Here is a 13,573-nt window from a genome sequence, read left to right as displayed (position 1 = left end):
GGGTTTCGCCCCGAGTCTTCACCCTGCACGTCCGGCCGCGCCGGATTAGCGTGGCCCCATGAGCGCCGCGCCAGCCACCTCGACCCGCCCGCCCGGCATCGTGCCGATGTTCATCGGCCTCATGACGGCGATGCTGCTGTCGGCCCTCGATCAGACGATGTTCGCGACGGCACTGCCCACCATCGTGGGCGAGCTCGGCGGCGTGGACCTCATGCTGTGGGTCACGACCGCGTACATCCTCGCGGCCACCATCACCATGCCGATCTACGGAAAGTTCGGCGACCTCGTGGGGCGCAAGAGCCTGCTGCTCGTTGCCATCGCGATCTTCATCGCCGGATCCGTCGTGGGAGCCCTCGCCACCGACATGCCAGGCCTCATCTTCGGGCGCGCCGTCCAGGGCATCGGCGGCGGCGGGCTCATGGTCCTCGCCCAGGCGATCATCGCTGACGTGATCCCCGCGCGCGAGCGCGGCCGCTACATGGGCTTCCTTGGCTCGGTGTTCGCGCTGTCGAGCGTGCTGGGGCCCCTGCTGGGCGGCTGGTTCACCGAGTCCATCGGCTGGCAGTGGTGCCTGTGGATCAACATTCCGATGGGGGCCATCGCGGTGGTCACGGTGCTGTTCTTCCTTCACCCTCCCGCCGTCGAGCGCGCCAAGGTGGTGCCCGACGTCGCCGGCATGACCCTGCTGGCCATCGCGACCACGTGCCTGGTGCTCGCGACCACCTGGGGAGGCCACGAGTACGCGTGGATCTCGCCCATGATCATCATGCTGCTCATCGTCACGGTGGGGGCCGGCGTCGGGCTGGTAGCCGTCGAACGCCGGGCCAAGGAGCCAGTGCTGCCGCTGGGGCTGTTTCGCCGCCGCAACTTCGTCCTCACCACGCTCGCGGGGCTCATGGTCGGCATCGCGATGTTCGGCACCGTGACCTACATGCCCACCTACATGCAGATGGTCACGGGGGTGAATGCGACGGTGGCCGGACTGCTGATCGTGCCGCTGGCCGCCACGCAGGTGGCGACGTCCATCATCGCCGGGCGCCGCGTGAGCCGCACCGGGCGCTACAAGGCGATCCTCATCACCGGCGTGGGGATCGTCACCGTCGCGCTGCTGCTCATGTCGACGATGGTGTACGACGAGCCGCTGTGGATCACGTGCCTGTACCTCGCGATTCTCGGCCTGGGGCTCGGCATGGTGATGCAAAACCTGGTTCTGGTGGTGCAGAACACGTTCCCACTGAGCGTCGTGGGCACCGCGACCGCCGCCAACAACTACTTCCGGCAGATCGGCGCCACGCTCGGCGCGGCTCTCGTGGGATCGCTGTTCACCGGGCGGCTCACGTCGCTGCTGACCAACCGGCTCCCGGCCGATGCGGTGGAGGCCTCGGGCGCCGACTTCAACTCGATCACGCCGGAAGCCGTCGCGGCGCTTCCTGACCCGTATCACGACATCGTGGTCAGCTCCTATAACGATGCGCTTGCCCCCGTGCTGGGATGGATCGCCCCGCTCACGCTCGTGGCGGTGGTCATGCTCCTGTTCGTGAAAGAGGTGCCGCTGCGCACCTCGGTCAACCGCGACGAGACCACCGGCGAGCGCGCTCCGGTGACGGAGTCGGTGGGGGAGAGCCTTGACTGGGACGGCCGCCTCGAGGCCGACTATTCGTCGGCGCTGTCTCCCGAGGTGCGCGCGGAGATCCTCGCCGACGAGCGTGCCGAGCTTCAGGAGCGCCTGGGGCAGATCGACGCCGAGGTGTCGACCCTCGAACTGCAGGTCCGGGAAGCGAGGGCGGCCAAGCCGCCGCCCGGCGACTGACGCCGCGCGCCGCCCGGGGTGCCGCCGTCTCCCGGGGCGGCCGCCGCATCGGCCGCCGGAAATTGTTGCAGGTTGTGCAAAGTTGCAGAACGTGTAAAAATGCACGACGTGCAGAACACCGAGGAGTGCGTCCCCGTCGAGGGGCGCCGCGAGCGCAAGCTGCGGGAGGCCAAGGCCACCACGCAGCGTGCCGGCCTCGAACTGTGCCTCGAGCACGGCTACGGCGCGGTCACCGTCGAGATGATCGCGGACCGCGCGGGCATCTCGCCGCGCACGTTCTACAACTACTTCTCGTCGCGCGAGGCGGCGCTGCTCGGAGACGGCAAGCCGCAGCCCGATGAGGACATGATCGCGGCGTTCATCGCGCGCGAGGACGTGTCCGACGTCGAGGCCTTCGCCGTGATGATGGCCGAGGCGTGGGCCAAGAGCGAGCCCGACCGGGAGCTGTTCCGCCTGCGCCGCCGCGTGATCGACACGACGCCCGAACTCGCCGCCGTCAACATCGGCCGCATCGCCGAGGACCGCGCCCAGTATGCAGCCCTCGTCGCGCGCCGCCTTGCCGTGCGCTACCCCCACCTCACGGAGACCGAGCGCGAGCTCGAGGGCACCCTGACCGTCGCGATCGCCATGGGAGCCATCCAGGCCGTCGCCAAGGAGTGGATGCGCGGCGACGACGACCAGACCGGTCCGCTCAAGGCGCTCGTCCACGACCTCTTCCCGCGAGTGCGCCGCCTCACCCAGGCCACGCCCGCGTCCTAAAGACCCCGCCCGTCCCACCGGACTGGCCGCAACACCCGAGGAGCCCCCTCTTGTCAGACACCGCCATGCCGTCCCCCGCGGCGGCCCGCACCGAGCCCGACCGGCGTCACATCCTGCTGATGTTCGTCGGCCTGATGACCGCCATGCTGCTCTCGGCGCTCGACCAGACCATCTTCGCCACCGCCCTTCCCACCGTGGTGGGCGACCTCAACGGCGTGGACCACATGCTGTGGGTGACGACCGCCTACATCCTCGCGGCGACCATCATGATGCCGATCTACGGCAAGTTGGGCGACCTCATCGGCCGCAAGTCCCTGTTCATGATCGCGATCACGCTGTTCATGGTGGGCTCCGTGGTGGGCGCGCTCGCCCAGGGGATGACCGAGCTCATCGTCGGCCGCGCCGTGCAGGGCCTCGGCGGCGGTGGCCTCATGATCCTGTCGCAGGCGATCATCGCCGACGTGGTGCCCGCGCGTGAGCGCGGCCGCTACATGGGAATCATGGGTGGAGTCTTCGCCCTCGCGTCCGTCGCCGGCCCGCTGCTGGGCGGCTGGTTCACCGAGTCGGTCGGCTGGCAGTGGTGCATGTGGATCAATGTGCCGCTCGGCATCGTCGCGCTCGTGTCAGCCTCGCTGTTCCTGAAGCTTCCCAAGCCCGATGCGTCGAAGGCCAAGATCGACGTGGCCGGCATGGTGACGCTCGCCATCGCGTCCGCGGCGCTCGTGCTCGCGACCTCGTGGGGCGGCAACACCTACGAGTGGGCCTCGTGGCAGATCCTCGGCCTGTTCGGCCTCACCGTGGTCGGCGGCGTCGCGTTTGTCGCGATCGAGCGTCGCGCCGCGGAGCCCGTCATGCCTCTCGCGCTGTTCAAGGAGCGCAACTTTGTGCTGACCACGGCCGCCGGCCTGCTGACCGGCATCGCGATGTTCGGCACGCTCGCCTACATGCCCACCTACCTGCAGATGGTCGCCGGCGTGAGCGCCACTAAGGCCGGCCTGCTGATGATCCCGATGATGGGCTGCATGCTCGTCACCTCGGTCGTGAGCGGCCGCATGGTCACCAAGACCGGCCGCTACAAGCACCTGCCGATCATCGGCGCGGTGTTCCTCGGTGTCGCGATGTTCCTGCTGTCGACTATGACATGGGACCACGCCGTGTGGATTACGTGCGTCTACCTGGGAATCATGGGCATCGGCCTGGGCCTCACCATGCAGATCCTCGTGCTCGTGGTGCAGAACACGTTCCCCGTGCGCATGGTGGGCACCGCGACCGCGTCGAACAACTACTTCCGCCAGATCGGCGCCTCGCTCGGCGCCGCCGTGGTGGGCTCGGTGTTCACCAACCGCCTGATCGACCTGCTCGCCGAGCGCCTTCCCGCGTCCGCCGGGGACGCCACGGGCGACATGAACTCGCTCACCCCCGAGGCAGTGAGTCAGCTCCCGCAGCAGATCCACGACCTCGTGGTGAGCTCGTACAACGACGCGCTGACCCCCATCTACCTGTGGATGGTCCCGCTCGCCGTCGGCTCGCTGATCCTGCTGTCGTTCGTCAAGGAGGCGCCGCTGGCCACCCGCATCGACCGGTCCGAGCCGGCGTCGGCCGGTGCCGAGGTCGAGGCCTCCGTGGAGGCCGTCGCGCACTAACGTCGCGATCGCCGACCAGGGCGCCCCCTCCCCGTGCGGGAGGGGGCGCCCTCGTGCTTATGGGCGGTCGTGTGAGGCCGGCCGAGTGTCGGCGGCCGAGTGCGGGCGGCCGATGCCGGGGGCGTCGTCCCCAGCCCCGTCGCCGTGGGAAAGGCTTCCCCCGATGCGTGCGCGACTCGCGCCGCCGCTCGCCGCCGCACCCAGGGTGGGCGGTGGAGGTGGCCATGAGCGCGACGCGCGAGGTGGGGCGGTACGGCGAGGACGTCGCCGCGAGATGGGTGGAGGAACGGGGCTGGGCGGTGCTCGCTCGTAACTGGCGCTGCGAGCACGGCGAGGTGGACCTCGTGGCTCGCGACGGGCCCGACCTCGTCGTCATCGAGGTCAAGACGCGGCGCTCTCAGGCGTACGGGCCCCCGCAGGAGGCTGTCACGCGCGCCAAGGTGGAGCGCCTGCGCAGGCTCGCGGCCGCCTGGCTGTCACGCGACGGCTCCCGGTGCCGGGACGTCAGGGTGGATGTGCTCGCCGTGTCCTTGCCGCGCGCGGGCGCGGCCCGCGTCGAGCACGTCAGGGGGGTGTCGTGATCGGCCGCACGAGGGCCGTGGTCCTCACGGGTCTCGCCGGGCACGTCATCGACGTCGAGGCGCATGTGGCGCCCGGGCTGCCGTCGTTCACGCTCGTGGGGCTCCCCGACGCGTCCCTCAGCGAGGCCCGTGACAGGGTGCGCGCCGCGGTCGCGTCGTCGCGGGTGACGTGGCCGGCCCGCCGCGTCACGGTCAACCTGTCGCCCGCCTCGCTGCCGAAGTCTGGCCCGGCCACGGACCTGGCCATTGCCCTCGCGGTGCTCGCGGCCGCGGGGGAGATCCGGCCAGGAGCGGCGGAGGGAATCCACCTGGGCGAGCTGGGCCTCGACGGCCGCCTCCACCCCGTGCGCGGGGTGCTCCCCGCCGTCGCGGCCGCCGCGGCGGCTGGAGCGGGCACCGTCGTGGTTCCCGCTCCGTGTGTCGCTGAGGCGTCGCTCGTGCCCGGCATCGAGGTGCGCGGGGCTGCCACCCTCGCCTCCTTGCTGCACGCGTACGGCAACGCGGACGCCGCCGAGCTGACGGGGCTTCCCGCCGCGCCTGCCGAGACAGCGCGCCGCGGTGCGTCGGAGGCGTCCGCGGAGCCCGAGCCCGACCTGGCGGACGTGCGTGGTCAGGCGGAGGCGCGCGCGGCGCTCGAGGTCGCGGCCGCGGGAGGCCACCACCTCCTCATGACCGGACCGCCGGGGGTAGGGAAGACCATGCTCGCCACCCGGCTGCCGGGGCTCCTTCCCGACCTCACCGCCTCCGAGGCCGTCGAGGTCACCTCGGTCCACTCGCTCGCTGGGGTCTTCGACGCGTCGCGCGGCCTCATCACCCGCCCGCCGTTCGAGGCGCCGCACCACTCCGCCTCCGCCGCGGCCATCGTGGGGGGAGGCTCGGCGCTGGCGCGCCCGGGCGCCATCTCGCGCGCCCATGCCGGAGTGTTGTTCCTCGACGAGGCACCCGAGTTTCCCGCGCGCGTCCTGCAGACGCTGCGCCAGCCCCTCGAGGACGGGGAGGTGGTGCTGCATCGGTCGCTGGGCGCCACGCGCTACCCGGCGCGTTTCCAGCTGGTGATGGCGGCCAATCCGTGCCCGTGCGGCAAGTACTTCGGGCGCGACCCTGCGTGCTCCTGCACCCCGCACCAGCGGCGCACGTACGCGCACCGGCTGTCGGGTCCGCTGCTCGATCGCGTCGACCTGCAGGTCGAGGTCGTCCCCGTCCGCACCGGCCTCGACGAGCCGGGGGAGTCCAGCGCCGTCATCGCCGCGCGGGTCGCCCTCGCGCGCGAGCGTGCCAGGCGGCGTCTCGCCGCTCACGGGTGGAGCGCCAACGCCCAGGTCGCGGGGCGGTGGCTGCGCGAGCACACCGACCGGGCCGCGTGCCGAGACCTGTGGGCGGCGATGGACAGGGGAGCGCTGAGCGCGCGCGGGGCCGACCGTGCGCTGCGGGTGGCGTGGACGCTCGCCGACCTGGCCGGCGAGCCGGCCCCGTCGGCCGAGCACGTTGCCCAGGCCCTCGCGCTGCGCACCAGGGACCTCGCATGACGGCCGCACATGAGCCGGCCGTGCTCGGGTCCGATGCGGACCGGCCCGACGTGCACGGGCCCGACTCTGACGAGCGCGCCGCGCTACTGCGGTGGAGCGTCCTCGCGGAGGCGGGCGACGGCCCCGCCGCGTGGCTCGTGGCCGGGCTCGGCGCCAGGGAGGCGCTCGCCTGGGCAAGGACCGCCGTGGACGACCCCGTGATGGCCACCGCCGCGCTCGCACCCTCGGTTCCCGTCCCCACCATCGACAAGGCCATCGCCGCCGCGCCCCGGTGGCTCGCCCGCTGGGACGAGGGGGACCCCGACCTTGTCCTGCGCCGCACCGAGGCCTGTGGCGCACGCGTCCTCGTGCGCGGCGAGCCCGGCTGGCCTCTCGCCTTCGACGCGCTCGGCGCGACGGCGCCGTTCGCGCTGTGGGTACGGGGGCCCGCGGACATCGGCGAGGCGCTCGCGGCGGGGATCGCGGTGGTGGGGTCCCGGTCTGCCACCGCCTACGGCGAACACGTGGCCGCAACCCTTGCCGCCGACCTCGTCCGGGGAGACCGCGCGGCAGGCTTGGCGCCGCGTGCGGTCGTCTCCGGAGGCGCGTACGGTATCGACGCCCGCGCGCATCGCGCCGCGCTCGCGGCCGGTGGGGTCACGGTCGCGGTGCTCGCCGGCGGCATCGACCAGCTGTATCCGGCGGGCAACGCCGATCTCCTGTCCCGCGTCGCGCGCGAGGGGGCGGTGCTCGCGGAGGCGCCGCCGGGTCGCGCCCCGTACCGCGCGCGCTTCCTGCTGCGTAACCGCCTCATCGCAGCCGCGGCGGCGACTGTCGTCGTGGAGGCGGCGCCGCGCTCGGGTGCGCTGTCGACCGCGCGCCACGCCCTCGCCATCGGGCGCCCGGTGGGCGCGGTGCCGGGGCCGGTGACATCCACGGTGTCCGGCGGGTGCCACGCGCTCATGCGCGAGGGAGCCGCCGTGCTCATCAGGAGTGCCGAGGACGCGTGCGAGCTGGCGGGCCCCATCGGGGTGTCGTCGGCGGCCGCGTCGGGCGGTGCCGAGGAGGTGCCCGCCGTGCTTGCGGCACCGCGGCCGGAGTTCGCGCACCCCCACGACCGCGCCGCCTTCGACGCCGCGGGCGGACGCGGGGGCACGCTCGACGACGTGGCGCGTCGGGCCGGGCTCACCGTCGCTGAGGCGCTCGCGAGCCTGGGGCGGCTTGAACTCGACGGGCTTGTCGTCAGGGAGTCTGGCCAGTGGCGACGGGCCACGCCGCGCGGGGCGGAGGCGCCGAAACGTGACAAAAGAGGACAAAACCGCTCGCGCGATTGATAACGATGTGACAAATGTTACTGAAGGGGTTGATTTGACAGATGTGACAGTGCCAAGGTGTCGTCATGCCTGGCACGGACGCGAATGACGTGAGCGGATTGCTCACGCGCTTCGAGGGGTACCTGCGCCACGAGCGCGGCCTCTCGGAGAACACCGTGCGTGCGTACAGGGGCGACCTGCTCCACCTCGCGACGCGACAGTTGGGCATCGACGACGTCGAGGACGCGGGCGGGCCGGACGTGGACGACGCCTTCGCGACGGTGACGATCGCGGACCTCAGGGCCTGGCTCGCGGCGATGGCCGAGGCGGGCCTCAGCCGCACCACTCTGGCGCGCCGGGGCGCGGCGGTCCGCTCGTTCTACGCGTGGGCCCGCCGCATCGGGGCCATCCCCGAGGATCCCGCCGCGCGGCTGGGCTCGGCCCGACCGGCGTCGACGCTTCCTGAGGTGCTCGCCGCGGCGGACGTGGTCACCCTCCTGGACGTGGCCAGGGCCCGCTGCGACGACGGCGACCCGATTCGCCTGCGCGACTGGGCCGCGGCCGAGCTGCTCTACGCCACGGGGATGCGCGTGGGCGAGCTCGTGGGGGTCGACGTGGGGGACATCGACCTCGCCGAGCGGCTGGTCAGGGTGATGGGCAAGGGCGGCAAGGAGCGCGTCGTGCCGTTCGGCGTGCCAGCCGCCGATGCCGTGCGCCTGTGGCTCGAGGGCGGCCGTCCGGCTCTGCTCGCCTCGCACAGCGACGGGGCATTGCTGCTCGGCAGGCGCGGCCACCGCGCCGACCAGCGGCAGGTACGCGAGGCGATCCACGCGCTGTGCCGCGCGGCAGGAATCGCGGACGTGGCGCCGCACGCGCTGCGCCACACCGCCGCCACACATCTTCTGACTGGGGGGTCGGACCTGCGATCGGTGCAGGAGGTTCTCGGACACGCGAGCCTCACCACCACGCAGCGCTACACACATGTGTCCGCAGAGCGACTGCGGGCCACATATCAGCTTGCGCATCCGCGAGCATGAGGGGAATCATGTCCGAATCGACTGACATGCTGAGGCAGTCCGAGCCGGTCACCGTCACCACCGCCGTCGTGGCGGACGAGGCGGACAGGGTTGCGTCCTGGTGGCGCGCGCTGGAGACCACCGAGGGAGCGGCGCGGCGCGCGGCGCGCGACGCCCTCATCACCCGTTTCGCGCCGCTCGTCACGCAGGTGGCGACCCGCATGATCGGGCGGCTTCCCGATCAGGTCGAACTTGCCGACCTCGTGTCGTACGGCACGTTCGGCCTCATCGACGCCGTCGAGAAGTTCGAGCCCGCGCGGGGATTCAAGTTTGAGACCTATGCCGCCCAGCGCATCCGGGGCGCGATCATCGACGAGCTGCGTGCCGCCGACTGGGTGCCGCGCTCGGTGCGGTCGAAGGCGCGGTCGGTCGACCAGGCGACGCGCAGCCTCGAGCAGCGCCTGCTGAGGCCCGTGACCGACGACGACGTCGCCGCACACCTGGGTTGGACCACCGCCGACGTGCGGACCGTGCGCGCGCAGGTCGCCATGTCCCACATCGCCGCCCTCGACGGCCTCCCCACTTCCGGCGACGCGCACGCCCTCGACACCGCGGCTTCGCTCGCGATGCCTGAGGCGTCGTCTCCCGTCGAGGCCCGCGAGACCCGGTCGCTGCTTGCCGCCGCGATCCAGTCGGTGCGTGACCGGGAGCAGCAGGTGCTGCGCCTGTATTACTTCGACAACCTGACGCTCGCCCAGATCGGGCAGATCCTCGGCGTCACCGAGTCGCGGGTCTCGCAGATCCACTCCGGCGCGGTCAAGAAGCTCCGCGAGAAGCTCCTCACCACCGGCGCCTTCGGGTAGCCCGCGTCGTTCACGAGACGTCGAGGAGCCTCACAGGCCCGAAGCCCGCCAGGAGGTCGAGGGGGTCGAGGTAGGTCTCGCCCTCGCGCACTCCCCAATGAAGGCAGGTCGCGGGGGCGCAGTGCCCCAGCGTGTCCGCGACGGTGCCGATCGGAGACCCCGTAGCCACGGTGTCACCCACCGCCACCGACGCGTCCACGGGCTCGAGGCTGCTGCGCAGCCCTCCCGCGTGCGTGATGGTGATGACCGGGCGGTCGACGACGACACCGACGAACGACACCATCCCCGCCGCGGGTGACGTGACCGCCTCGCCCGCGCTCGCGGCGAGGTCGACCCCGCGGTGTCCCTCGAGCCATGGCCGGTCGGGAAGCCTGGCGCCGTTCACCACCCTCAGCGGCGTGAGGGGAGAGGCCAGCGGCGCCCCGGGCGTGTCAGCAGCGTCGCGCGCTGGCGAACGTGCGGCCACCGCGGCCTCCACCAGTGGCGCCAGGGGCGCCAGACCGGGCGACGGCCCCTCGGCTGCCGCAGGCACGGCGGCAGCGCCTCCCAGCAGGGCGGCGGCCGCCGCGAGGAGGGCCCAGCGTCTCAGGGACGGTGTCATGAAGCCAGGCCACCGCATCGGCCGAAAGACGGTGTCCCGACGCGACGCATCGGTGGACAAGCGCGGGCGCGAGGGGGACTGTGCACCGCGCGCACCGCGGTCGGCGAGGCTCGCATCGGTCGGGTACGATGGTGACTCGCATCCGGCATGCCCGGATGACGTCGCGTGCCATTCGCGCTCGCCACGGGATCGCTCCCGCGGTGGACGCGCCGGAACGGCGTGGTCCGAGTCTCCGACTCGGTGCCGCTCCGCGTTGGCACCAGGGATGACTCCTCACCAGAGGAGGCATCGTCAACCGCAATCGCGGGGAGAAGTCCCCGCCCAGAAGCAAGGCACGCGCTGTCGCGCGTGCGGATAAGGACAGCCATGGCAGTCGTGACCATGCGCGAAATGCTGGACTCGGGCGTCCACTTCGGACACCAGACCAGCCGCTGGAACCCCAAGATGAAGCGCTTTATCTTCACCGAGCGCAACGGCATCTACATCATTGACCTGCAGCAGTCGCTCGCCAAGATCGACGCCGCCTACTCCTTCGTGCGCGACACCGTCGCCCACGGCGGCACCGTGCTCTTCGTCGGCACCAAGCGCCAGGCGCAGGAGACCATCGCCGAGCAGGCCGGTCGCGTGGGCATGCCCTACGTGAACGAGCGCTGGCTGGGCGGCATGCTCACCAACTTCCAGACCGTCTCCAAGCGCATCTCGCGCCTCAAGGAGCTCGAGGAGATCGACTTCGACGACGTGGCCGGTTCCGGTCGCACCAAGAAGGAGCTCCTCGGCCTGCGCCGCGAGAAGGAGAAGCTGGACAAGGTTCTCGGCGGCATCCGCGACATGGGCAAGGTCCCCTCGGTCGTGTGGATCGTCGACACCAACAAGGAGCACCTCGCGGTGGACGAGGCCCGCAAGCTGGGCGTCCCCGTCGTCGGCATCCTCGACTCGAACTGCGACCCCGACCAGGTGTCGTACGGCATCCCCGGTAACGATGACGCCATCCGCGCCGTGGGCCTGCTCACCCGCGTGATCGCCGACGCGTGCGCCGAGGGCCTCAAGATCCGCCACACCCCCAAGGGTGACGAGGCGGCCGCCGAGGGCACCGAGGAGCCGCTTGCCGAGTGGGAGACCGAGCTGCTCGACGGCAAGGACGCCGACAAGGCCGAGGCCAAGGACGCCGACAAGGCCGACGAGGCTGCCGAGAAGACCGAGGCCGCCGCTGCCTCGACCGACGAGAAGTAAGGGAACCACATCCATGGCGAACTACACCGTCGCTGACATCCAGGCGCTCCGTGAGCGCACCGGTGCCGGCATGCTCGACGTCAAGAAGGCCCTCGACGAGGCCGACGGCGACATCAACAAGGCCGTCGACATCCTCCGCGTCAAGGGCCTCAAGGGCGTCGCGAAGCGTGAGGGCCGCTCGGCCTCCGAGGGCCTCGTCATCGCGTCGATCTCCGACGTCGACGGCGGCCAGGTCGGCACGCTGATCGAGCTCAACTCCGAGACCGACTTCGTCGCGAAGAACGAGAAGTTCATCACCCTCGCGAACGACGTGCTTGCCGCCGTCGCCGCCGCGGGTGCCGCGGACGCCGAGGCCGCCCTCGCCGCCCCGATCGAGGACACCACCGTCTCGGCGTTCATCGACGCCGCCGCCGGCACCCTCGGCGAGAAGGTCGTGCTGCGTCGCGTCGCTCGCGTCGAGGCCCCGGTCGTCACCGAGTACCTCCACCGCACCAACAAGGACCTGCCCGCGCAGGTCGGCGTGCTGGTCGGCTCGGACGCCAAGGCCGGCGAGGTCGCCCGCGACATCGCGATGCACATCGCCGCCTACTCGCCGCTGTACCTGGTGCGCGACGAGATCCCCGCGGACGTCGTCGAGAACGAGCGCCGCGTGGCGGAGGAGACCGCGAAGGGTGAGGGCAAGCCTGAGGCCGCCCTTCCCAAGATCGTGGAGGGCCGCCTGAACGGCTTCTTCAAGGAGAACACCCTGGTGGACCAGGCGTTCGCGAAGGACCCCAAGACCACGGTCGGCAAGGTCATCGAGAACTCGGGCGGTGAGGTCTCGGCCTTCGCCCGCTTCCGTGTGGGAGCCTGATCTCCACACCCCATTCAGACAGCAACGCGCCGCTACGCCTAGGAGGAACCCCATGCCCGACGACAGTGACATGACGACGGGCGCGGGGGACTCCACGGCGCAGCGGCGCGTTCTGCTGAAGCTCTCCGGCGAGATGTTCGGCGGAGGCAAGCTCGGCCTCGACCCCGACGTGGTGAGCCGCGTCTCCCGCGAGATCGCCGATGCTGTGCGCCAGGGCGTGCAGGTCGCCGTGGTCGTGGGCGGCGGCAACTTCTTCCGCGGAGCCGAGCTGTCCGAGCGCGGCATGGAGCGCTCGCGCGCTGACTACATGGGCATGCTGGGCACCGTCATGAACGCCCTCGCCCTGCAGGACTTCCTCGAGCAGGCAGGCGTCACGACGCGCGTGCAGACCGCCATCACCATGGGTCAGGTCGCCGAGTCGTACCTGCCGCTGAGGGCCATTCGCCACATGGAGAAGGGCCGCGTGGTGATCTTCGCCGCCGGCGCGGGCATGCCCTACTTCTCCACCGACACCGTCTCCCTCCAGCGGGCCCTCGAGACCCGCTGCTCCGAGGTGCTGATGGGTAAGAACGGCGTGGACGCGGTGTACTCCGCCGACCCCCGTAAGGACCCCGACGCCGAGCGCCTCGAGCACCTGACCTACGCCGAGGCGCTGGTGAAGCGCCTCGCGGTCATGGACGCCGCGGCGTTCTCGCTCGCCATGGAGAACCGGATGCCCATGCAGGTGTTCGGGCTGGACACCCCTGGAAATGTGACCCGCGCCCTCCTGGGTGACAGAATCGGCACCCTGGTCACCGCCTGACCGGCGCGACAGTACATCAGCGTAAGGAGACAGACGTGATCGACGAGATCCTCCTCGAGGCAGAGGAAAACATGGACCGCGCCATCGCGGTCGCCAAGGACAACTTTGCGTCCATCCGCTCGGGCCAGGCGTCCGCGGCGATGTTCGCCAACATCACCGTCGACTACTACGGTGCGCCCACGCCGCTGCAGCAGATCGCCGCCATCTCGGTTCCCGAGGCCCGCATGGTGCTGATCTCGCCCTACGACGCCTCCGCCAAGAAGGACATCGAGACCGCCCTGCGCAACTCGGACCTCGGCGTGAACCCGTCGGACGACGGCAACGTGCTGCGCATCGTCATGCCGCAGCTGACCGAGGAGCGCCGCCGCGACTACGTGAAGCTGGCCAAGTCCAAGGCCGAGGACGCGCGCGTCACCGTGCGCAACATGCGTCGCAAGGCCAAGGACCAGATCGACTCCGCCGTCAAGGACGGCGAGGTGGGCGAGGACGAGGGCTCGCGCGCCGAGAAGGAGCTCGACGGCATGACCAAGAAGCACGTCGACGCCGTCGACGCGCTGCTGGCGTCCAAGGAGAGCGAGCTGCTCGAGGTCTGACCTC

13 protein-coding genes are annotated in these 13,573 nt (G+C 71.2%); 12 read left to right on the top strand and 1 reads right to left on the bottom strand.

All coding sequences use genetic code 11. The features are described from left to right. Window positions 1-58: 58 nt before the first annotated feature. The 8 genes from B7K26_RS00970 to B7K26_RS00935 all read left to right on the top strand — a co-directional run bounded on the left by B7K26_RS00970 (window position 59) and on the right by B7K26_RS00935 (window position 9,490). The gene (locus tag B7K26_RS00970; RefSeq protein ID WP_084076821.1) at window positions 59-1,810 is read left to right on the top strand and encodes an MDR family MFS transporter; all 1,752 of its coding nucleotides are present in this window, start codon (window positions 59-61) and stop codon (window positions 1,808-1,810) included. A 99-nt stretch (window positions 1,811-1,909) separates the two neighbouring features. Then, on the top strand, window positions 1,910-2,569 hold the full coding sequence (locus tag B7K26_RS00965; RefSeq protein WP_084076820.1) for a TetR/AcrR family transcriptional regulator: 660 nt from the start codon (window positions 1,910-1,912) through the stop codon (window positions 2,567-2,569). Between the two features lie 50 nt (window positions 2,570-2,619). Continuing rightward, complete coding sequence (locus B7K26_RS00960; RefSeq protein WP_307188072.1) at window positions 2,620-4,212, top strand: MDR family MFS transporter; 1,593 nt, start codon at window positions 2,620-2,622, stop codon at window positions 4,210-4,212. A 224-nt stretch (window positions 4,213-4,436) separates the two neighbouring features. Beyond that, complete coding sequence (locus B7K26_RS00955) at window positions 4,437-4,793, top strand: YraN family protein (protein ID WP_084077511.1); 357 nt, start codon at window positions 4,437-4,439, stop codon at window positions 4,791-4,793. Continuing rightward, window positions 4,790-6,319, top strand: coding sequence for a YifB family Mg chelatase-like AAA ATPase (locus B7K26_RS00950; protein WP_084076818.1), 1,530 nt, complete (start codon window positions 4,790-4,792; stop codon window positions 6,317-6,319). The genes B7K26_RS00955 and B7K26_RS00950 overlap by 4 nt, the downstream gene beginning before the upstream one ends. Continuing rightward, entirely contained in the window at window positions 6,316-7,632 is a 1,317-nt protein-coding gene (dprA, locus tag B7K26_RS00945) for a DNA-processing protein DprA (protein WP_084076817.1), read from the top strand. Before B7K26_RS00950 ends, dprA begins: the two co-directional genes overlap by 4 nt. A gap of 65 nt (window positions 7,633-7,697) precedes the next feature. After that, the gene (locus B7K26_RS00940; protein WP_084076816.1) at window positions 7,698-8,648 is read left to right on the top strand and encodes a tyrosine recombinase XerC; all 951 of its coding nucleotides are present in this window, start codon (window positions 7,698-7,700) and stop codon (window positions 8,646-8,648) included. Window positions 8,649-8,656: 8 nt separating this feature from the next. Further along, on the top strand, window positions 8,657-9,490 hold the full coding sequence (locus B7K26_RS00935) for a sigma-70 family RNA polymerase sigma factor (protein WP_200810908.1): 834 nt from the start codon (window positions 8,657-8,659) through the stop codon (window positions 9,488-9,490). Between the two features lie 10 nt (window positions 9,491-9,500). Here B7K26_RS00935 and B7K26_RS00930 read toward each other — a convergent pair whose 3' ends face one another. After that, the gene (locus B7K26_RS00930) at window positions 9,501-10,091 is read right to left on the bottom strand and encodes a murein hydrolase activator EnvC (RefSeq protein ID WP_084077509.1); all 591 of its coding nucleotides are present in this window, start codon (window positions 10,089-10,091) and stop codon (window positions 9,501-9,503) included. Between the two features lie 366 nt (window positions 10,092-10,457). On the opposite strand from B7K26_RS00930, the gene rpsB reads away from it, so the two are divergent. From rpsB to frr, 4 genes are read left to right on the top strand one after another with little or no spacing between them, the layout of a single operon-like run. Next, window positions 10,458-11,321 (top strand): 30S ribosomal protein S2, encoded by an 864-nt coding sequence (gene rpsB / locus B7K26_RS00925; protein ID WP_084076815.1) that lies wholly within the window; start codon window positions 10,458-10,460, stop codon window positions 11,319-11,321. Window positions 11,322-11,334: 13 nt separating this feature from the next. Next, the gene (gene tsf / locus B7K26_RS00920) at window positions 11,335-12,174 is read left to right on the top strand and encodes a translation elongation factor Ts (RefSeq protein ID WP_084076814.1); all 840 of its coding nucleotides are present in this window, start codon (window positions 11,335-11,337) and stop codon (window positions 12,172-12,174) included. 52 nt (window positions 12,175-12,226) lie between these two features. Continuing rightward, window positions 12,227-12,976: a UMP kinase gene (gene pyrH, locus B7K26_RS00915; protein ID WP_234998648.1), complete on the top strand. Its 750-nt coding sequence runs from the start codon at window positions 12,227-12,229 to the stop codon at window positions 12,974-12,976. Between the two features lie 35 nt (window positions 12,977-13,011). Then, on the top strand, window positions 13,012-13,569 hold the full coding sequence (frr, locus tag B7K26_RS00910; protein ID WP_084076813.1) for a ribosome recycling factor: 558 nt from the start codon (window positions 13,012-13,014) through the stop codon (window positions 13,567-13,569). Window positions 13,570-13,573 lie beyond the last annotated feature (4 nt).

The organism is Demequina sp. NBRC 110057 (assembly GCF_002090175.1).
In the GTDB taxonomy this organism is placed as follows: Bacteria; Actinomycetota; Actinomycetes; order Actinomycetales; family Demequinaceae; genus Demequina.
The sequence above is the reverse complement of the archived record's forward strand: the minus strand, read 5'-3'. Positions and strand labels throughout refer to the sequence as shown.